Here is a 19990-nt window from a genome sequence, read left to right as displayed (position 1 = left end):
GTGCGGTATGTCGCCGCCATTGTGCGCAGCTTACAGGCGCGGCGCAATGACGAACGCCGGGCGGTGCCCGGCTTTTGCAGGAGCGCAGCGACTGCCTCCGGATCGGCCGAAGCATCGCGCAGGGCGATCCCACCATGACAAAGGCCGGATTCACTCCGGCCTTTGTCATCTGACTACTCACTTGCAAAAGTGCAGCAGCACTTTTGCAAGTGAACGGTATAGGTGTCTGCATTGCCACCGGGCCGGCATCCTGAACCGGAGTTCAGGTGGGCGAGGTCAACCTGGCGTTGGGTTCATCTGACGCGAGACGATCACGCTCGCCAGGGGATGTTCCAAGCCCGAGCTCAAAGAGCATTGGTTCAAGGAAATATAAGACCCGATGCGCACTGCAGACGAAGCCATTGTAGGGCGCGGAATCGGCGCGCGGGGCAAACAACGGGTGAAGCCTTGCAAGTTTTCCGGGCTTGACAAACCCGATGCGAAGCTCAACTGGAAATCAGAGCAGACGCCCGTCATCGCCGAGTGCATGATCGAGCCGGTCGATCAGGCCGGCGAGGCGCCCATCGTCAGCGAACGCTCCGTTCTTCGCGGCACCGTTGGTCGCGGGCTGCACCGGGGTGGCCACGCTCCGGTCCGCGATGTCGAAGGCGAGGTTGAGCGCAGCCAGAACCGCGATTCGGTCGCGTGCTTTCACCTTGCCCGCGTCGCGGATCTTGCACATGGCGGTGTCGACGCGCTCCACGGCTTCGAGCAGGCGCTGCTCGCCGCCTTCCGGGCACCCGAGCAGGTAGCTCTGGCCCATGATCTGCACTTCGAGTTGCTTCATGCGGGGGTGTTGAGATCGGGCAGGCGTTCGAGCAGGGCGTCGACGCGGGAGCGGGCCGCGGAGAGGCGCGACTTCAGTGAATCGCGTTCCGACGTGAGCAGCTCCACCTGTTCGGCCAGCAGCGCATTGGTGCGTTGCAGTTCCTCGTAGCGAACGAGCAGGCGCTCGACGCGTTCGACGAGGGGGTCGATGTCAGAGCCACTGGCCATTTGCCGGAATTGTAGGCGGGGTACTGAAAAAACGCTCTAGAATCAACACGTTGGTGCTCGCGGTGTGGTTCGCATGCCGCAGTTCAACGGGAAGCAGGAAGCGGTGGCCGACCCGGCCGAAGCCAACCTGCGCTGCCCCCGCAACGGTCAAGCGGAGGGAAGCGGTGCCAGCCGTTCGCGGTGGGCGCCGCCTCCCACTTTCATCACGCAAAGCCACTGGGTCCGCCTGAAACAGCGGGCCTGGGAAGGCGATGGAAGTTCTTCCGCCAGCCCGGATACCGGCCAACGACGTGGTTGCGTGCGCTTGCATGCGGCCGTTTGAGCCCAAAGTGCCGGCGGGGAAGCCGGCCCGGGTGACCAGCCTGTCTGTCTGCCATGAACCGTTCCGTGCTTCCACTGCGTGTGGCTGTCCTGCCGCTCGCGCTTTGCGCCGCCTTCGGCGCCTTCGCCCAATCCGGGTCCCTCACCGAGACCGTCGTCACCGCCACCCGCGTCGCCACCCGCGCCGACGAACTCGTGAGCGACGTGAAGGTGGTTGACCGCGCCGCCATCGAGGCATCGACGGCGCGGACCTTGCCCGAGCTGCTGGCCCGAACCGCGGGTGTGCAGATGTCGTCCAACGGTGGGCGCGGCAAGCAGTCCAACATCTTCATCCGGGGCGCCGAGAACCGCCACACCATCCTGCTGGTCGATGGCGTGCGCCTGGGCTCCGCCACCGCCGGCACCCCGAGCTGGGACACCATCCCGGTCGAAATGATCGAGCGCATCGAGATCCTGAAAGGTCCCGCGTCCGCGTTGTACGGCAGCGAAGGCGTCGGCGGCGTGGTCCAGATCTTCACGCGCAAGGGCCGCGACGGCCTCCATCCGAATGCCTCGCTCACGGCCGGCAGCGACCGCCACTGGGTGGCCGGCGCCGGCATGCAGGGCGGGCAGGGTGCGCTGAAATACTCGGTGGGGGTGCAGCGCGCGCGGGAGCGCGGCTTCAGTTCCACGAATCCCGCGGTGCCGTTCGGCAATTTCAATGGCGACCTCGATCCGTTCCGGCAGGACGCGCTGACGGCCTCCGCCAGCTACGATTTCAGTCCGCAGTGGAGCGTCGACGCAGGCCTGATGCATTCCGACGGGATCAGCTGGTTCGACGACGGGCCGGGGGTGGATTCCCGGACGGCCATCCGCGCGCTGACGGCCCATGCCGGCGTCAGGGGCCGCTTCATGCCGGGCTGGCAAACCGAACTGCGCTTCTCGCAAGGTACCGACACGGCCAACATCATCGAGGCGGCCTCCCCGGGCGCGTTCAAGACGAAGCAGTCGCAGTGGACGTGGCAGAACAACCTGGAGACGCCGCTGGGCGTGGTGCTGGCGGGCCTGGAGCGGCGCGAGCAGGACATCAGCGCCACGGCTGCGTACGCCGTCACCCACCGCAGCATCGACGGCGTGTTTGCCGGCCTGAACGGCAGCGCCGGTCCGCACAGCTGGCAATTCAACCTGCGCCGCGACCGCAACTCGCAGTTCGGCGGCGAGACCACCGGGTTCGCCGGCTATGGGTTCCGGATCACCCCGGCCTGGCGCGTGCATGCTTCGCATGGCACGACCTTCGTGGCGCCGTCATTCAACCAGCTGTACTTCCCACGCTTCGGCAATCCGTTGCTGCTGCCGGAACGCGGCAAGAACACCGACGTCGGCGTGACCTGGACGCAGGGTGCGCACGAGCTCAAGCTGGTGCGCTTCGACAACCGCATCCGCGGCTTCATGACCAACACCACCTTGCCGATCAACATTCCGCAAGCGCGGATCGACGGCTGGACCCTGGGCTACGAAGGCCGGATCGACGCGCTCGCGCTGCGCGCCAATTTCGAGCGCCTGGACCCGCGCAACGAGGCCAATGGCCGGCAGCTGCCGCGGCGCGCGAAGCAGCAGCTGAACCTGGGCGCCGACTACCGCCTGGGCGATTGGCGCTTCGGCTGCGCGCTGCTGCACGCGGGGGACCGCTTTGACGACGCCGCGAACACGCGGCCGCTGGGCGCCTACACCACGCTCGACGTCCACCTGGACCGGCAGCTCACGCCGGCCTGGAGCGTGCAGGCCAAGGTCAACAACCTCACGGACAAGCAGTACGAGACGGCGACGGGCTACAACCAGGCCGGCCGCGCGGTGTTCGTCACCCTGCGCTGGCAGCCGAAGTAAAGTCTTCGCATGTTGACGATCCCCCGCGGCCCGCAGCGCATCGTCTGCCTCACCGAGGAAGCGACGGAATGGCTGTACCTGCTGGGGGAGGAAGCGCGCATCGTCGGCATCTCGGGCTACACGGTGCGGCCGCGCCGCGCGCGCGAAGAAAAGCCCAAGGTCAGCGCGTTCCTCAGCGCGAAGATCGACAAGATCCTGGACCTGAAGCCGGACTGCGTGTTCGGCTTCTCCGACCTGCAGGCCGACATCGCGGCGGAACTGGTCCGCAAGGGCGTGCAGGTCACCATCTTCAACCAGCGCAGCGTCGACGAGATCTTCGCCATGCTGTACCAAGTGGCGGCGATGGTGGGCCGCGCGGAGGACGGGCTGCGCCTGCTCGAAGGCATGCGTTCGCGCCTGCTGGCGATCGAAGCTGTGGGCCGCGCCTTGCCGCGCCGGCCGCGCGTGTTCTTCGAGGAGTGGGACGAGCCGCACATCAGCGGGATCCGCTGGGTGTCGCAGCTGGTGGGCATCGCGGGTGGCGACGACGTGTTCCCGGAGCTGGCCGTGCAGGCCATGGGCAAGGACCGCATCATTGCGGACGGTGCCGAGATCGTGCGCCGCAACCCGGACATCATCGTCGGTTCGTGGTGCGGCAAGAAGTTCCGCGCCGGGAAGGTGGCGGCGCGCCCGGGTTGGGACGCCGTGAACGCGGTGCGCGATGCGCAGCTCTTCGAGATCAAGTCGGCAGACATTCTGCAGCCGGGGCCGGCAGCCTTGACGGATGGGGTGGCGCAGCTGCATCGGATCGTGCTGGCCTGGAGCGAGGTCCATGGCTGATCTGCAGGTCGCGCGCAGTGAGTTGATCCTCGGCGGGCAGAAGAGCGGGAAGACGGCGCGGGCCGAATCGCTGGCGGCGGCGTGGCTCGCGCTGTCGGACCAGCACCAGGCGGTGTACATCGCGACGGCGCAGGCCTGGGACGACGAGATGCGGGATCGCATCGCGCGGCATCGCCTGGACCGGGCGCGGCGCGTGCCCCGGATGGCGACGGTGGAAGAGCCGCTGGCGCTGGCGCATGCGATCGGGATGCATAGCGATGCGGGGACGTTGGTCGTGGTCGATTGCTTGACGTTGTGGCTGACGGCGATGTTGATGCCGGCTGCCGGTGAGGGTGTGACGCGCGTGCGCCCCCACCCCAGCCCTCCCCCGGAGGGGGAGGGGGCAATACAGGACTCCCTCCCCCTCCGGGGGAGGGCTGGGGTGGGGGCGCCGGGCGCCGACCTTCTCACCGACGCCATCGCCGCCTGCGCCGGCCCCCTCATCCTCATCAGCAACGAGATCGGCCTCGGGGTCATCCCCATGGGCCGCGACGTGCGGACCTTCGTCGACGCGCTCGGCAGCCTGAACCAGGCGGCGGCCGCGGCCTGCGAACGGGTCACGCTGATGTCGGCAGGCCTGCCTTTGCCGCTGAAAGGTGAGCCATGAGGATGTTGCTCGCCGCGCTGCTGCTCACGCTGCCGATCGCCGCGCCGGCGCTGCAGGTCACCGACGACCGCGGCGTCACCGTCACCTTGCCGGCGACCCCGCAGCGCATCGTGAGCCTGCTGCCTTCTCTGACGGAAACCGTGTGCGAACTGGGCCGCTGCGACCGCCTGGTCGGCGTGGATCGCTACTCCAACTTCCCCGCGCCGGTGCGCAAGCTGCCCCAGGTGGGCGGCGGCATCGACCCCAACATCGAAGCCGTGGTCGCGCTCAAGCCGGACGTCGTGCTGATGGCCACCTCGTCACGCGGGGCGCAGCGCCTCGAGGCGCTGGGGCTGAAAGTGATCGCGCTGGAGCCGCGCAGTTCGGCCGACGTGCAGCGGGTCATGGGACTCCTCGGGAAGATCGTGGACGCACCGGATGCGCCACGCATCTGGCGCAACATCGATGCGGGTGTCGCTGCCGTCGCCCAGTCGCTCCCGCCGGCCGCCCGGAACCTGCGCGTGTACTACGAGGTCAGCACGGGCGGCTACGCCGCCGGCAACAAGTCCTTCATCGGCGAGATGATGCTGCGCCTGGGGCTGAAGAACATCGTCGCCGACCACCTGGGGCCGTTCCCGCGGGTCAACCCGGAATACGTGGTGCGCGCCGACCCGCACATCATCATGATCGGCGCGCGCAACGCCATGGGCCTGGAACAGCGTCCCGGCTGGGCCGGCATGCGCGCGTTGCGCGAACAACGGGTCTGCGTGTTCACGGCCGAGGAGTCCGACATCCTGGTGCGGCCGGGGCCGCGCATGGCGGACGCGGCGCGGCTGGTGGCGCGCTGTGTGACCGAGAAGGGTCTGACGCCCTCTACCGCCGGGAGCAAGCGGGAGTGAGGGCGGCTCGTGCCTGGAGCTTCGGGCTCGCCCTGCTTGCGGCGGCGGCCTGTGTCCTGCTGCTCGGCGCGGGCGTCGGCAGCACCGGTTTCGACAGCGTGCTGCGCGCCTGGCAAGACCCCGTCGCCTGGCAGATCGTCTGGGACATCCGGTTGCCGCGCACGTTGGGCGCCTGGCTGGCCGGCGTGCTGCTCGGCCTCGCGGGCGCGGTCGCACAGGGGCTGTTCCGCAATCCGCTGGCGGATCCATTTCTCCTGGGCAGTGCTTCCGGTGCCGCCCTGGGCGTGGCGCTGGCGCTGGCCTTGTTCGGCGCCTCGCCCTTCGCCACGCAATGGCTGGTGCGGCTCGGCCTGACTGGCGCGGCTTTCGCAGGCGCCGTGGGCGGCGTGCTGCTGACGCTGGCGCTGGCGCGCGGCGTGCAGCACACGCTGCGGCTGCTGCTCGCGGGCGTCATTGTCGGCGTCGTCTTGAGCGCCGCGCGCGACCTCGTCACGCTCGCCGTGCCGGACATCCTGCAGGCGATGCAGGCCTTCATGCTGGGCAGCACGGGCTTCGTCGGCTGGACGGCTTGCGGCGTGATGGCGGCCGTGGCGTTGCCCGCGCTGCTGGTGGCGTGGTCGCTGGGGCGGGTGCTGGACGGACTGGCGCTCGGCGAATCGACCGCCGCCAGCCTGGGGCTGCCGCTGGCCGCCGTGCGCGTCGCGCTGGTCGCCGTGCTCGCGCTGGCAACCGGCGCGGCCGTCGCGCAGACGGGCCTGATCGCCTTCGTGGGGCTGGCCGCGCCGCACCTGGTGCGCTCCATCGTGAAGACCACGCACAGCCGCCTGCTGCTGCTCAGCGCGCTGATGGGCGGCTTGCTTCTGATGACGGCCGACTTGCTGTCCCGCTGGATCATGGCGCCGCAGGAACTGCCGGTGGGCGTTCTGACGGCGGTGCTGGGGGGCAGCTACCTGCTGTGGCTGATGCACCGGCGTGGACGCCCGGGGAGCGGCTTGTCGTGAGTGGCGTGGCACTGCAGGCGAAGGCCGTGTGTGCGTCACTCGGCCATGGCTCGCACAGGGCGCAGGTGCTTCACGGCATCGATCTCGCCCTGCCGGCAGGCCGTTGGACCGCCGTGGTCGGGCCCAATGGCGCGGGCAAGTCCACGTTGCTGCGCGTGCTGGCCGGCCTGCTGCCGCACGAGGGCGAGGTGTTCCTGCAAGGCCGCAGCCTGGGCACCATCGCCGCGCGCGAACGCGCCCGCCTGCTGTCCTGGCTGGGCCAGAACGAAGGCGCCGCGGACGACCTGACGGTGTACGACGTCGCGATGCTCGGGCGCCTGCCGCACCAGCCCTGGCTGGCCGGCCCCAGTGAGATCGATCGCGCGGCGGTGGAACGTGCCCTGCGCGCGACGCAGGCCTGGGAATGGCGCGAACGTGCCTTGGGCCAGCTGTCCGGCGGCGAGCGCCAGCGCGTGCTGCTGGCGCGCGCGCTGGCGGTCGAGGCGCAGGTGCTGCTGATGGACGAGCCGCTGGCCAACCTGGATCCGCCGCACCAGGCCGACTGGCTTTCACTGGTGCGGCAACTGGCGCGCGCCGGCCGCACGGTGGCGAGTGTGCTGCATGAAGTCCCCATGGCGCTGCAGGCCGACGACATGGTGGTGATGGACCGCGGGCGTGTCGTGCATCAAGGCGAATGCGCCGATGCCGCGACGCATCGTGCGCTGGAAAGCGTGTTCGGCCAGCGCATCCGCGTGAAGTCGGTCGACGGCCAATGGGTGGCCCTGCCGAATTGACTGGGACTGCATGAACATCGAACAACCGCCATCGGCGAAACCCTACGACAAGCCCGAAGGCGAGCGGCGCGGGCTGGTCATCGTCCATACCGGCAATGGCAAGGGCAAGAGCACGGCCGCTTTCGGCCTGGCGCTGCGCGCGCATGGCCGCGCCAAGGCCGTCAAGATCTACCAGTTCATGAAGGTGCCCACGGCCCGCTTCGGCGAGCACCGCATGTTCGAGCAGATCGGCATTCCCATCGAAGGCCTGGGGGACGGCTTCTCCTGGAAAAGCCAGGACCTGGAGCGCTCCGCGCAGCTGGCGCGCGATGGCTGGCAGAAGGCGCGGGCATCCATCCTTTCCGGAGCGTACTTCCTGGTGGTGCTGGACGAACTGACCTATCCTCTGATCTATGGCTGGCTGCCGCTGGACGACGTGCTCGCGACCCTGCGCGAACGCCCCAGGGACGTGCACGTCGCCATCACAGGCCGGCGCTGCCCGCCGGAGATCATCGAACTGGCCGACACCGTGACGGAGATGACGAAGATCAAGCATGCGTTCAATGCAGGGGTTCCCGCCCAGCGCGGGATTGAAGATTAATTGGAATCTGACCCCAATTTGTCTTTCGGATTGGCGCTGCTGGTGGCGCTCGTCATCGACCGCTGGTGGGGCGAGCCGCCGCTGCTGGTGCACCCGGTCGTGTGGATGGGGCGTTACCTGGGATGGATCGGCGGATTGATCGCCCCGCGCACCGCGCTGCCTTCGCCCAACTGGCAGGCTTTCACCGCGGGCGCGCTGGCCTGGTATGGCGGGGCGATGCTGTGCGGGCTGGCGGCCTGGTTGCTGCAGTCGGTGGTGTTGAAGCTGCATCCCGTGCTGGCCGGCTTGCTGCTGGGCCTGCTGCTGAAACCGATGCTGGCCTGGCGCATGCTGCGCGACGAAGTCGCCGGCGTGGAGCAGGGCCTGGCCGAATCGCTGGATGCCGGGCGCCGGCGGCTCGGCCGCATCGTCAGCCGCGAGGTGATGCGGCTCGACGCTTCGCAGGTGCGCGAAAGCGCGATCGAATCGCTGGCCGAGAATCTGAACGACTCGGTGGTGGCGCCGGTCTTCTGGTTCGTGGTGGCCGGCCTCCCGGGCGCGATGGTCTACCGGTTCTGCAACACCGCCGATGCGATGTGGGGGTATCGCGGCTTCCGCGCGGGCGTCCACTGGGAATGGGCCGGCAAATGGGCGGCGCGTGCCGACGACGTGCTGTCCTGGATCCCGGCGCGCTTCACGGCCTTGCTGGTCGCGGTGGCCGCCGGCGGCATTTCGCTGGCGCGCTTGCGCGGCGACGCGCACCGCACGCCGTCGCCCAACAGCGGCTGGCCGATGTCGGCAATGGCGCTCGCGCTCAACGTGCGGCTGCGCAAGCCCGGTGTGTACGCGTTGAACGAAGGCGCGCCGGCACCGGCCGCGGCGGACACCGGCAAGGCCATCGCCCTGTCGGGCGGCGCCATCCTGCTGCTGGGCGGTTGGGCGGCGGTCATGCTGGCGGCGCTGGGCTGGGGGCGCACATGGTGATCGCGCGCCTGCTGCTGGCGTGCGCGCTCGCTGCCTGCATGGGCCAGACGCAGGCAAGGCTGATCGAAGAGGTCGTCCAGCTGCCAGTCCGCGTCGAGGACATGCACGGGAAGCCCGTCACGCACACCATCGTCGTGACGATCTTCCACGACGACGCGATGCCCAGGCCGTATCCGCTCGCTGTCCTGGGGCACGGCCGTTCCGGCAAAGCCGAGGAACGCGCGTCGTTCGGCCGGGCCCGCTACACCGCGCATTCGCGTTGGCTCACGCAGCAAGGCTTCATCGTCGCCGTGCCCACGCGGATCGGCTACGGGGACACCGGCGGGCCCGACGTGGAGGCGTCGGGTCCCTGCAGCAAACGCAACTACCCGCCGGGGTATCAAGCGGCGGCCGACCAGACCCTTGCCGTGATCGCACTGTTGCGGGCTCGGCCCGACGTCTCGGGCGATCGCGGCGTCGTGCTCGGCCAGTCCTATGGCGGCGCCACGGCCCTCGCGGTGGCGGCGCGCAATCCGCCCGGGGTCCAGCTGGCCATCAACTTTGCCGGCGGTGGCGGTGGCAATCCGGAGACCTCGCCACAACAGCCCTGCCAGCCGGCGCTGCTCGGACGCATGTTTTCCGGTTTTGGCCAGTCGGCGCGCATCCCGACGTTGTGGATCTACAGCGAGAACGACATGTATTTCGGTCCCACCCATCCGCGTACCTGGTTCGAGGCGTACCGCGCCGGCGGCGGGCCCGGCGAATTCGTGCAGTTTCCGCCCTTCGGTGCGGATGGCCACCGGCTGTTCGCCGATGGCGCGGAACTCTGGCGGCCGCGGGTGCTGGAATTCCTGCGGACCCACGGCTTTGCCCAGGGGCGGGAGCCGCGTTGAGCGCACGCTGCGTGATGGTGCTGGGCACCACCAGTGGGGCCGGCAAGAGCTGGCTCGCCACCGCGCTGTGCCGCTGGGTGGCGCGGCAGGGCCTGCGCGTGGCGCCTTTCAAGGCGCAGAACATGAGCAACAACGCGCGGGTGGTGGCGGGCGGTGAGATCGGGGCGGCCCAGTACTTCCAGGCGCTGGCCGCGCGGGCCGAGCCCGAGGTGCGCATGAACCCGCTGCTGCTGAAGCCCGAGCGCGACACGCACAGCCAGGTGGTGCTGCTCGGCCAGGTGGACGAAGCGCTGACGCGCATGCCCTGGCGCGGCCGCAGCGAGAAGGTCTGGCCCGTGGTGGCCGATGCGCTGGACCAGCTGCGCGCGGAGAACGAAGTCGTTGTCATCGAAGGCGCGGGTTCGCCGGCCGAGATCAACCTGCAGGCCAGCGACATCGTCAACCTGCGGGTCGCGCGGCATGCCGCGGCGCGCTGCCTGCTGGTGACGGACATCGACCGGGGCGGCGCCTTCGCGCATCTCTACGGCACCTGGGCGCTGCTGCCACCCGAAGACCGGGCTCTGCTTCGGGGTTTCGTGCTGAACCGCTTTCGTGGCGACGCCGCGTTGCTGGCGCCGGGCCCGGAGCGGCTGCAGGCGCTGACCGGCGTGCCGACGGTGGCGACCTTGCCCATGTGGTGGGGCCACGGCCTGCCCGAGGAAGACGGCGTGTTCGATGACCGCGCGACGGCGAGCGGCGCCGTGCACACCACGGTGGCCGTCATCGCCTACCCGCGCATCAGCAACCTCGACGAGTTCCAGCCGCTGAAGAACGTGCCGGGTGTGCGGCTGGTCTGGGCGCGCACACCTGCCGCTTTGGCCGGCGCCGACTGGGTGATCCTGCCCGGCTCCAAGCACACGTCGGGCGACCTGGCGTGGTTGCGCGCGCAGGGCCTGGACGCTGCGGTCGCGTCGCATGCGGCGGCCGGCAGGCGGGTGCTGGGGATCTGCGGCGGCTTGCAGATGCTGGGGGAAGCGCTGGTGGACACGCACGGCATCGATGGCAATGCGCCAGGGCTGGGCCTGCTGCCGCTGGTGACGGCGTTTGCGCCGGACAAGACGGTGCGCCGCACGGACTCGGTATTCGGCGATGTTGAAGGTCCCTGGTCCGCGCTCTCTGGCGTGCACTGCGCCGGTTACGAGATCCGCCACGGCCAGACGGCGCAGCATCCGGCGATGGCACCTGGACGTCCGGTTCTGCCGGACGGGCTGGGCTGGCAGAGCGCGCAAGGCAATGTGCTGGGCGTGTACCTGCATGGCTTGTTCGAAGACACGGCCGTGCTGCACGCGCTGTTCGGCGCCGCGGCGCCGACGCTGGACAGCGTGTTCGAGGGTCTCGCGGACTTTGTCGACGCGCACTTCGCGCCCGGTGTGTTGAAGGGTTTGCTGGATGCCAATTGAGACGGAGATCGCCGACCTGCACGACGCTGACCTGGCTGCGCGCCTGCAACGCAAGATCGATGGCAAGACCAAGCCGTTGGGCGCACTGGGCCGCATCGAGGAGCTCGCGCTGCGCATCGGTTTGATCCTCGGCACCGACACGCCGCGGCTTGCGCAGCCACAGCTCGTCGTGTTCGCCGCCGACCACGGATTGGCGGCGCAGGGCGTCTCGGCGTATCCCAGCGACGTCACGTGGCAGATGGTGCACAACTTCCTGGCGGGCGGCGCCGCGGCCAGCGTGCTGGCGCGCCAGCACGGGCTGGCCCTCACCGTGGTCGACTGCGGCGTGCGCCACGACTTCGCGCCGCAGCCGGGGCTGGTGTCGCGCAAGATCGCGGCCGGCACCGCCGATGCGTCGCAAGGTCCCGCGATGACACCGGCGCAATGCCGGGAGGCGGTCGCCATGGGGCGCGACGTGGTGCGGGCCTTGCCCGGCAACGCCTTGCTGCTCGGTGAGATGGGCATAGGCAACACGTCCGCCGCATCGCTGTTGCTCGCGCGCCTGTGTGATTTGCCCTTGGACGATTGCGTGGGTGCGGGCACCGGCCTGGATGCGTCAGGCGTGGCCCGCAAACACCAGGTGCTGGCACGTGTGCTGGCGCTCCACGCGGGCGCCATCGAGCCCCTCGACGCGCTGGCCGCCTTCGGCGGCTTCGAGATCGCGGCGATGACGGGTGCCGTGCTGCAGGCCGGAACCGAGCGCCGCGTGATCGTCGTCGATGGCTTCATCTCCACCGCGGCCGTCCTGGTCGCGCACCGGATCGCACCGCATGTCACGCAACGCTGCGTGTTCGCGCACCGTTCCGGGGAGCATGGTCATGCGCTGATGCTGCAACACCTGGAAGCGCGTGCCTTGCTGGACCTGGGCTTGCGCCTGGGCGAGGGCTCGGGCGCCGCGCTGGCCTGGCCCTTGCTGGTGTCGGCCTGCATGTTGCTGGCCGGAATGGCCAGCTTCGAATCCGCCGGGGTCTCTAGGGAAAACTCGGTACGGTGATGAGGTTGTGCGGGGCTGCGTCCCGGACTATGCTCCGCCCCATCACTACTAAAGTCGTCCCGGGAGCCTTTCCATGTACAAGAAAATCCTGCTGGCGTACGACGGCTCGGATGCCGGCCAGAAAGCCTTGCTCGATTGCCGGGAGCTTGCGCAATGGAGCCAGTCCGACCTGCACCTCATCGCCGTGATGCCGTCCGCCATGAGCTTCGTCGGCCTGGAAGGCGGCGTGTACGACGTCGAACTCGAGGAGCGCGAGAAGAAGAAGTACCTGGCCGTGCTCGAGGACGGCCTGAAGCGGCTGGCGGATGCCGGCTGGACGGCGCGCGGCGAAGTCGTCACCGGCGAAGCCATCGACGAGATCACCAAGGCGGCCCACAAGATCGGCGCCGACCTCATCGTGGTCGGGCACAAGCACCTGGACAGCTGGGCTGCGCGCTGGTGGCGCGGCTCGATCTCTGGGGCATTGATCGAGCACGCCCCCTGCAGCGTGCTCACGGTCATCACGCGCTAGCCGGCAGGCCGCATGCAGTCCCCCGCCGGCAAGCGCCGGAAGGCCGGCCGTTCCTCTTCGAACTTGTATTCGCAGGCGCAGTACGCGCAGCGCGCCGCCCAGTACGACCTCGAGCTGGCGCCTTTCGAGCCTTACCGTGCGCAGGCCATCGCGGCGCTGGAACTGCGCCCGGGCGACACCGTGCTGGACGTCGGCTGCGGCACCGGCCTCAGCTTCGCCGCGCTGGAGGAGGGCGTCCTGCCGCGCGGACGCATCGTCGGCGTCGAGCCCTGCGCGGAAATGCTGGCGCAGGCGCGCGAACGTGTGAACCGCCACCATTGGGTCAACGTCGACCTGCTGGGTGCGACCGCGGCCGAGGCGCCCCTGCGCGGCCAAGCCGATGCCGCGCTGTTCCATTTCACGCACGATGTTCTGCGCGACCCGGCCGCCATCGACCACGTGCTGGGCCACCTGAAGCCGGGAGCCCACGTCGTGGCCACGGGCCTGCAGTGGGCGGCGCCCTGGATGTGGGCCACCAATGCCTTCGTGCTGGCCGCCGCGCTGTATTCGACGAGCTCGCTGGCCGGCCTGCAGCGCCCCTGGGACGAACTCGGGCGGCGCATGACCGGCCTGCAGGTCCACACGGCCGGGCTGGGCGGCATCTACATCGCCAGCGGCCGGCTCGCCCGGTAGAACCCCCATGGCGGGCCCGGGCGGCGGCGCCTAGGCTGGCGCCATGAAGTCTCTCCGCACGCTCACGCTCCTTTCGGCCGCGCTGCTGCTGGCCGCCTGTGCCAACCAGGCGCCACCGGCGACCTCCGCCCAGGCCGGCAAGCCGAAGCTCGTGGTCTTCCTGGTCGTCGACGGCCTGCCGCAGCGGCAGGTGACGGCCTACCGCGACCAGCTGGCGCCCGACGGCTTTGCGCGCTTCCTCGACCGTGGCGCCTGGTTCAGCGACGCGCACTACGGCTACTCGTTCACCGTCACGGCCGCCGGCCATGCCACGATGCTCACCGGCGCCTACCCGCATCGCACCGGCATCATCGGCAACGAGTGGAAGGACGTGAACACCGGCCAGGACGTCTATTGCACCGGCGACACCAGCGCCACCTACATCGGCAACAAGACCCAGCCGCTGGACGGCACCAGCCCGCGCAACCTGAAGGTGGAGACGGTGGGCGATGTGCTGCGCCGCGCCGACCCGCGGTCCAAGGTGATCGGGATCTCCGGCAAGGACCGGGGTGCCATCCTTCCGGCGGGCAAGACCGGCACGGCCTACATGTACATGACGGGCACCGGCGAATTCGCTTCGACCACGCACTACATGCCCGCGCACCCGGCCTGGGTCAATGCGTTCAATGCCGGCAAACGCGCCGACCGCTACTTCAAGGCCGAATGGAAGCCGTTGCTGCCGGACGCGGCCTATGCACGTTCGATTCCGGACAGCCAGCCCTGGTACGGCCCCGCCGGCGGCAAGCTGCCGATGACGATGGGCGTGCCCGCCGACGACAAGCCGGGGCCCGCGTTCTACAGCGCCTTGCTGCGCAGCCCCTACGCCGACGTGCTGTCGCTGGAATTCGCACGGGCCGCCATCGCCGGCGAACAGCTCGGCGCCGACGACGCGCCGGACATCCTCGCCATCAGCCTCTCCGGTCACGACTACGTCAACCACCGCTGGAGCGCCGAATCGCGCCTGTCGCACGATCACTTCCTGCACCTGGACCGGATGCTGGAAGCCTTCTTCCGCGACCTCGACGCCACCATCGGGCGCGACAACTACATCGCGGTGCTGACGGCCGACCACGGTTTCATGCCACCGCCGGAAGTGAGCCAGTCGCGCGGCCTGACGGCCGGCCGGCTCTCGGGCAGCCAGACCCTGGGCCGCGTGAACGCCGAGCTGGAAAAGCGGTTCGGCGCGCCCAAGCTCGCCCAGTTCCTCTCGGCGTCCGCCCTGGTGCTCGACCGCAAGCTGATGGCCGAGCGCGGGCTCCAGTTCGACACCGTCGCCGAAGCGGCCCGCGCCGTGCTGGCGGCCGAGCCGGCCATCGCGGCCGCCTACACGCGCCGCGAACTGGAGACGGGCAGCCGCGCCGGCGCGCCATTCTTCGAGGCCATGCGCAAGAGCTGGAACCGCGACATCTCGGGAGACGTCCAGTACGCGCTGGCTGCCAACTGGATGATGACCTCCAGCTCGTCCATCGCCACGCACGGCTCTCCGCATCCCTATGACACCAACGTGCCCATCCTGGCCTGGGGGCCGCGGTGGGTGAGCCCGGGCCAGCGCGCTGCCCGCGTCGAGGTGGCCGACATCGCGCCCACCCTCGCGGCCGTCCTGGGGGTGGCGCCGCCTTCAGCCAGCGAAGGCCGGCCGCTGCCGTTTCGCGGTCCCTGAGGCGAACTTCATCCGCGATTCACAGCGGGCGCGCATACTGACGCCACCGCGAACCCGGCAGGAACCCGCCTACACCGTGTCGCGCCCGCCACTGTCGAACTGAGCCGTGGCCAGGCGGCACGCTCGCTGCTGCTGAACTTGGGCTCGAAGCGAGAGAGAAAAAACGAATGCCAACACCCCCGCCTTCGGCTGACGGACCACCCGAATACTTCGAACAGCCGACCGCGGCGCCGGCGCCGCGCAAGCGGCTGAGCCGCCGCGCTTCGATCCTCGGATCGGTCATTGCCCTGCTGGTGGTCGTGGGCGTCGGCTGGCTGGCCTGGAGCCTGACCCGGCCGGCCGAGCCCACGGCGGCCGCGCAACGCGGGCCGGGCGGTGGCGGTGGCGGTGGCGGTGGCGCAGGCCGGCCGGGCGGCGGGCCAGGCGGCCGCGGGGGCGCCACGACGGTCGGCTTCGCGGTGGCGGAGCGCGCGGACATCCCGGTCACCCTGGAGGCCCTCGGCACGGTGGTGCCGCAAGCGACCGTGCGGGTGCGCCCGCAGGTGTCCGGCGTGCTGGAGCAGGTGCTCTTCAAGGAAGGCCAGAACGTCAAGCGCGGCCAGCTGCTGGCCACCATCGACCCGCGGCCCTTCGAGATGGCGCTGCAGCAGGCGCTCGGCGCGCGCATGCGCGACGAGGCGCAGCTCGCCGCCGCGCGCGTCACCCTGGCGCGCTTCGAAACCCTGTTGAAGCAGGATTCCATCGCCCGGCAGGAGGTGGACACGCAGACGGCGACCGTGCGGCAGCTGGAGGCGGCGGTGGTCACGTCCAAGGCGAACGAGGGCACGGCCCGCCTGAACCTGGGCTACACCCGGATCGTGGCGCCCATCGACGGGCGCGTCGGCTTGCGCACGGTGGACGTCGGCAACACCGTGGGCCCGAGCGACGCCAACGGCGTGGGCGTCATCACCAAGCTCAGCCCGATCGACGTGGAGTTCGCGGTGCCGCAGGACCACGCGTCCTGGCTGCAGCACAACGCCGGTGCCTTCATGGAAGTGAAGGCCACGGACCGCACCCGCACGACCCTGCTGGACACCGGCGCCTTCGCGTCGCTGGACAACCAGATCGACACGCAGACCGGCACCGTGCGCGCCAAGGCGCGCTTCAACAACACGCGCCAGCAGCTCTTTCCCAGCCAGTTCGTGAACGTGCAGTTGCAGCTGCGCACCATCAACGACGCGGTCGTGGTGCCGGTGTCGGCGCTGCGCCAGGGCGGCAGCGGCGACTACGTGTTCGTGCTGATGGACGACCGGACGGTGAAGCTGCGGCCCGTGGTCCGTGGCCAGCCGGTGGGCGACAAGGTGCAGGTGGCGAACGGGCTGGCGATCGGCGAAAAGGTGATCACCGAGGGTGCGGACCGCTTGCGCGACGGTGCGCGCGTCATGCTGCCCGGCGACACGCCAGGAGGCGGCGGCGGCCCGGGCGGGCAAGGGCGGCGGCGCCAGGGTGCTGCGTCCGCGGCGCAGCCGGCGGCTTCGGAGCCGTTCCAGGGCGCTTCGGCGGCGCGGCGGAACGCGGACGTGACTTCACCTTGGGCGGGGGCGCGCGAAGCCCCCCTCCCGGCCTCCCCCCAGAGGGGGGAGGGGCAAGCCCAGAGACCCAATGGTGCCGCCTCTTCCGCGATGGGTGCCGGCGCCAACCTCACGCCCGAGGAGCGTGCCGCGCGCCGGCAGCGCAGGCAGGAGGCTGCCAGCGCCCCCCGATGAATCCGTCCCGCCCCTTCATCCTGCGGCCGGTCGCGACCTCGCTGCTGATGCTGGCCATCGTGCTGGCCGGCCTCGTCGGCCTGCGTTTCCTGCCGCTTGCCGCCTTGCCGCAGGTGGACTACCCGACGATCCAGGTCCAGACCCTGTATCCCGGCGCGAGTCCCGAGGTGATGGCGCAGACCGTCACGGCGCCGCTGGAGCGGCAGTTCGGCCAGATGCCGGGACTTTCGCGCATGAGCTCGACCAGCGCGGCGGGCGTCTCCATCGTGACCCTGCAATTCGGCCTGGGCCTGGCGCTCGACGTCGCGGAGCAGCAGGTGCAGGCCGCCATCAACGCCGGCGGCTCGCTGCTGCCCGCCGACCTGCCGGCGCCGCCGGTCTACGCGAAGGTGAACCCGGCCGACGCGCCGGTGCTGACGCTTGCATTGACATCGAAGACGCTGCCGCTGACCGAAGTGCGCAACATCGCCGACACGCGGCTCGAGCTCAAGATCAGCCAGGTGGGCGGCGTCGGCCTGGTCTCGCTGGCGGGGGGCCAGCGGCCGGCCGTGCGGATCCAGGCCGACAACCGCGCGCTGGCATCCATGGGACTCACGCTGGACAACGTCCGCTCCACCATCGCCAGCGCCAACGTGAACGCGGCCAAGGGCAGCATCGACGGCCCGACCCGCTCGTACACCATCAACTCCAACGACCAGTTGCTGGCCGTCGAGGACTACAGCAACCTGATCATCTCGTTCCGCAATGGCGCGCCGGTGCGGCTGCACGAGGTTGCGCAAGTGATCCAGAGCGCCGAGAACGTCAAGCTCGGCGCCTGGGCAGGGATCGAGCCGGCGATCATCCTGAACGTGCAGCGCCAGCCAGGCGCCAACGTGATCGCCACCGTCGACGCCATCAAGGCCCGATTGCCCGAGCTGACAGCCGGCCTGCCGGCCGCGATCCAGGTCGACGTGCTGTCCGACCGCACCACCGGCATCCGCGCTTCGGTGCACCACGTGCAGATGGAGCTCTTCCTGGCGGTTGTCTTCGTGGTGCTGGTGATCTTCGCGTTCCTGCACAGCCCGCGCGCGACCGTCATCGCCAGCCTCTCGGTGCCGATTTCACTGGTGGGGGCCTGCGGAGTGATGTACCTGCTGGGGTACAGCCTGAACAACCTGTCGCTGATGGCGCTGACCATCGCCACCGGCTTCGTCGTCGACGACGCGATCGTGGTGATCGAGAACATCATGCGCCACATCGAGAACGGCGATTCCCCGATGACCGCCGCGTTCAAGGGCGCGAGCGAGATCGGCTTCACCATCATCTCGCTGACGGTGTCGCTGATCGCCGTGCTGATCCCGCTGCTGTTCATGGGCGACGTGATCGGGCGCCTGTTCCGCGAGTTCGCGGTCACGCTGGCGATCACCATCCTGATCTCGATGGTGGTCTCTCTGACCCTGGTCCCGATGATGTCGGCGCGCTGGCTGAAGCCGCACCACGGGCCGGAGCGCGGCCTCGGCGGGCGGATCCAGCGCGGCTTCGACCGCGTGATCCACCGCTACGACCAGGCGCTCACCTGGGTGCTGGCGCGGTCGACGCTCACCCTGCTGGTGGCGCTGGGCACGCTGGTGCTCACGGTCGTCCTCTACATGGCGATCCCGAAGGGGCTGTTCCCGACCCAGAACACCGGCCAGCTGCAGGTGCGGGTCGAGGCGACGCAGTCGATTTCGTACCCCGTGATGGCGCAGTTGCAGCAGGACGTGGCGCGCGAGCTGATGGCCGATCCCGCGGTGGACACCATCGCCAGTTTCGTCGGCGTGGACGCCGCCAACAACACCATGCTGCACACCGGCCGCATGCTGGTGAACCTGAAGAGCGGCCGCGGCAGCCTCGAAGGCGTGATGGCCCGCCTGCGGCAGCGTGGCCAGCGGGTCGCGGGCGCGACGCTGTATTTCCAGCCGGTGCAGGACCTGACGATCGAGTCGGAGACCGGGCCGACGCAATACCGCATCTCGCTGGAGGCGGCCGACACGGCGACGGTCGAGGAGTGGGCCGCCCGGGTGGTGGAGCAGCTGCGGCGCGAGCCCAAGCTGCGCAACGTGACCACCGATGCCAACGCCCGCGGAGCGGCGGTCTACGTGGAAGTGGACCGCGACACGGCGGCGCGGCTGAACATCAGCACCTCCAGCATCGATGACGCGCTCTACAGCGCCTTCGGCCAGCGCATCGTCTCCACCATCTTCACCGAGACCAACCAGTACCGCGTGGTACTGGAGGCGCGCGCCGACAAGGCGGCCACGGTCGATTCCCTGAAGGCGCTGCAGCTGCGAACCGGCTCGGGCGAATCGACGCCCCTGTCGGCGGTGGCGCGCGTCGTCGAGCGGCAGGCGCCCCTGCAGATCACGCACGTGGCGCAGTACCCGGCGGCCACCATCGGCTTCGACACGGCCGAAGGCGTCGCGCTGGGCACCGGGGTGACCGCGATCCGTTCGGTGCTCACCGACATGAAATTGCCGGCCGGCGTCAGCGTCACTTTCCTCGGCGCCGCCGGCGCCTTCGAGAACTCGCTGTCCAACCAGCTCTGGCTGATCCTGGCGGCGGTCGTTTGCGTCTACATCGTGCTGGGCGTGCTGTACGAGAGCTACATCCACCCTCTGACCATCCTCTCGACACTGCCTTCGGCGGGGGTCGGCGCGCTGCTGGCGCTGATGATCTCCGGCAACGGCCTGGGGGTGATCGGCATCATCGGCATCATCCTGCTGATCGGCATCGTCAAGAAGAACGCGATCATGATGATCGACTTCGCACTGGATGCGGAGCGCGACGAGGGCAAGACGCCGCGCGAGGCGATCCACCAGGCCGCGCTGCTGCGCTTCCGCCCCATCCTCATGACCACGCTGGCGGCGCTCTTCGCCGCGCTGCCGCTGATGCTGGGTTTCGGTGAGGGTGCCGAACTGCGGCGGCCCCTGGGCCTCGCGATCTTCGGCGGACTGATCGTCAGCCAGCTGCTCACGCTGTTCACGACGCCGGTGATCTATCTGGCGTTCGATCGGCTGGGGCGGCGGTGGCGCAAGGCCCCATCTTCGGATGCTCCTCCCTCCCCCTCCGGGGGAGGGTCGGGGTGGGGGCACGCCGGCCGCGGGGGGGGGGGGGGGGGGGGG

At 69.7% G+C, this 19990-nt stretch carries 18 protein-coding genes and 1 riboswitch; of the genes, 16 read left to right on the top strand and 2 right to left on the bottom strand.

Translation table 11 applies throughout. The features are described 5' to 3' along the window. Positions 1 to 496 precede the first annotated feature (496 nt). Together FN976_RS09395 and zapB are read right to left on the bottom strand one after the other, a co-directional pair. Positions 497 to 826, bottom strand: a complete 330-nt coding sequence (locus tag FN976_RS09395; protein WP_145892763.1) for a cell division protein ZapA — start codon at positions 824 to 826, stop codon at positions 497 to 499. After that, a complete protein-coding gene (zapB, locus tag FN976_RS09390) occupies positions 823 to 1035 on the bottom strand; it encodes a cell division protein ZapB (protein ID WP_145892762.1) in 213 nt (70 codons plus the stop codon). The genes FN976_RS09395 and zapB overlap by 4 nt, the downstream gene beginning before the upstream one ends. 34 nt (positions 1036 to 1069) lie before the next feature. Next, positions 1070 to 1336: riboswitch (cobalamin riboswitch) on the top strand. 86 nt (positions 1337 to 1422) lie between these two features. On the opposite strand from zapB, the gene FN976_RS09385 reads away from it, so the two are divergent. The 16 genes from FN976_RS09385 to FN976_RS09315 all read left to right on the top strand — a co-directional run. Continuing rightward, complete coding sequence (locus FN976_RS09385) at positions 1423 to 3219, top strand: TonB-dependent receptor domain-containing protein (protein WP_284699195.1); 1797 nt, start codon at positions 1423 to 1425, stop codon at positions 3217 to 3219. Between the two features lie 9 nt (positions 3220 to 3228). Then, complete coding sequence (locus FN976_RS09380) at positions 3229 to 4038, top strand: cobalamin-binding protein (RefSeq protein ID WP_145892760.1); 810 nt, start codon at positions 3229 to 3231, stop codon at positions 4036 to 4038. Continuing rightward, a complete protein-coding gene (locus tag FN976_RS09375; protein ID WP_145892759.1) occupies positions 4031 to 4684 on the top strand; it encodes a bifunctional adenosylcobinamide kinase/adenosylcobinamide-phosphate guanylyltransferase in 654 nt (217 codons plus the stop codon). Before FN976_RS09380 ends, FN976_RS09375 begins: the two co-directional genes overlap by 8 nt. Then, positions 4681 to 5562, top strand: a complete 882-nt coding sequence (locus FN976_RS09370; protein ID WP_145892758.1) for an ABC transporter substrate-binding protein — start codon at positions 4681 to 4683, stop codon at positions 5560 to 5562. Before FN976_RS09375 ends, FN976_RS09370 begins: the two co-directional genes overlap by 4 nt. Next, positions 5559 to 6563 (top strand): FecCD family ABC transporter permease, encoded by a 1005-nt coding sequence (locus FN976_RS29410; RefSeq protein WP_255440264.1) that lies wholly within the window; start codon positions 5559 to 5561, stop codon positions 6561 to 6563. Before FN976_RS09370 ends, FN976_RS29410 begins: the two co-directional genes overlap by 4 nt. Beyond that, positions 6560 to 7336, top strand: a complete 777-nt coding sequence (locus FN976_RS29405; RefSeq protein WP_255440263.1) for an ABC transporter ATP-binding protein — start codon at positions 6560 to 6562, stop codon at positions 7334 to 7336. Before FN976_RS29410 ends, FN976_RS29405 begins: the two co-directional genes overlap by 4 nt. A gap of 10 nt (positions 7337 to 7346) precedes the next feature. Continuing rightward, positions 7347 to 7916 carry a cob(I)yrinic acid a,c-diamide adenosyltransferase gene (gene cobO, locus FN976_RS09360; RefSeq protein WP_145892756.1) on the top strand — a complete coding sequence of 190 codons (570 nt, stop codon included), beginning with the start codon at positions 7347 to 7349 and terminating at the stop codon, positions 7914 to 7916. Positions 7917 to 7934: 18 nt separating this feature from the next. Continuing rightward, complete coding sequence (cbiB, locus tag FN976_RS09355; protein ID WP_255440262.1) at positions 7935 to 8879, top strand: adenosylcobinamide-phosphate synthase CbiB; 945 nt, start codon at positions 7935 to 7937, stop codon at positions 8877 to 8879. Next, complete coding sequence (locus FN976_RS09350) at positions 8873 to 9751, top strand: alpha/beta hydrolase family protein (RefSeq protein WP_145892754.1); 879 nt, start codon at positions 8873 to 8875, stop codon at positions 9749 to 9751. Before cbiB ends, FN976_RS09350 begins: the two co-directional genes overlap by 7 nt. Next, positions 9748 to 11190, top strand: coding sequence for a cobyric acid synthase (locus tag FN976_RS09345; protein WP_145892753.1), 1443 nt, complete (start codon positions 9748 to 9750; stop codon positions 11188 to 11190). Before FN976_RS09350 ends, FN976_RS09345 begins: the two co-directional genes overlap by 4 nt. Next, positions 11180 to 12223, top strand: a complete 1044-nt coding sequence (gene cobT / locus FN976_RS09340) for a nicotinate-nucleotide--dimethylbenzimidazole phosphoribosyltransferase (RefSeq protein WP_145892752.1) — start codon at positions 11180 to 11182, stop codon at positions 12221 to 12223. Before FN976_RS09345 ends, cobT begins: the two co-directional genes overlap by 11 nt. Positions 12224 to 12296: 73 nt before the next feature. After that, positions 12297 to 12734: a universal stress protein gene (locus tag FN976_RS09335; RefSeq protein ID WP_145892751.1), complete on the top strand. Its 438-nt coding sequence runs from the start codon at positions 12297 to 12299 to the stop codon at positions 12732 to 12734. A 12-nt stretch (positions 12735 to 12746) separates the two neighbouring features. Beyond that, on the top strand, positions 12747 to 13406 hold the full coding sequence (locus FN976_RS09330) for a class I SAM-dependent methyltransferase (RefSeq protein WP_145892750.1): 660 nt from the start codon (positions 12747 to 12749) through the stop codon (positions 13404 to 13406). Positions 13407 to 13449: 43 nt separating this feature from the next. Continuing rightward, on the top strand, positions 13450 to 15105 hold the full coding sequence (locus FN976_RS09325; RefSeq protein ID WP_145892749.1) for an alkaline phosphatase family protein: 1656 nt from the start codon (positions 13450 to 13452) through the stop codon (positions 15103 to 15105). A 167-nt stretch (positions 15106 to 15272) separates the two neighbouring features. Continuing rightward, positions 15273 to 16850 (top strand): efflux RND transporter periplasmic adaptor subunit, encoded by a 1578-nt coding sequence (locus FN976_RS09320; protein ID WP_145892748.1) that lies wholly within the window; start codon positions 15273 to 15275, stop codon positions 16848 to 16850. Next, positions 16847 to 19990 (top strand): efflux RND transporter permease subunit (locus FN976_RS09315; protein ID WP_145892747.1); only part of this gene is annotated, 3144 nt, incomplete at its 3' end. The genes FN976_RS09320 and FN976_RS09315, both read left to right, overlap by 4 nt.

It is taken from the genome of Caenimonas sedimenti (assembly GCF_007833165.1).
Classification (GTDB): Bacteria; Pseudomonadota; Gammaproteobacteria; order Burkholderiales; family Burkholderiaceae_C; genus Ramlibacter; species Ramlibacter sedimenti.
Note: the sequence above shows the minus strand (reverse complement) of the source record. Positions and strands in the feature narration are given on the sequence as shown.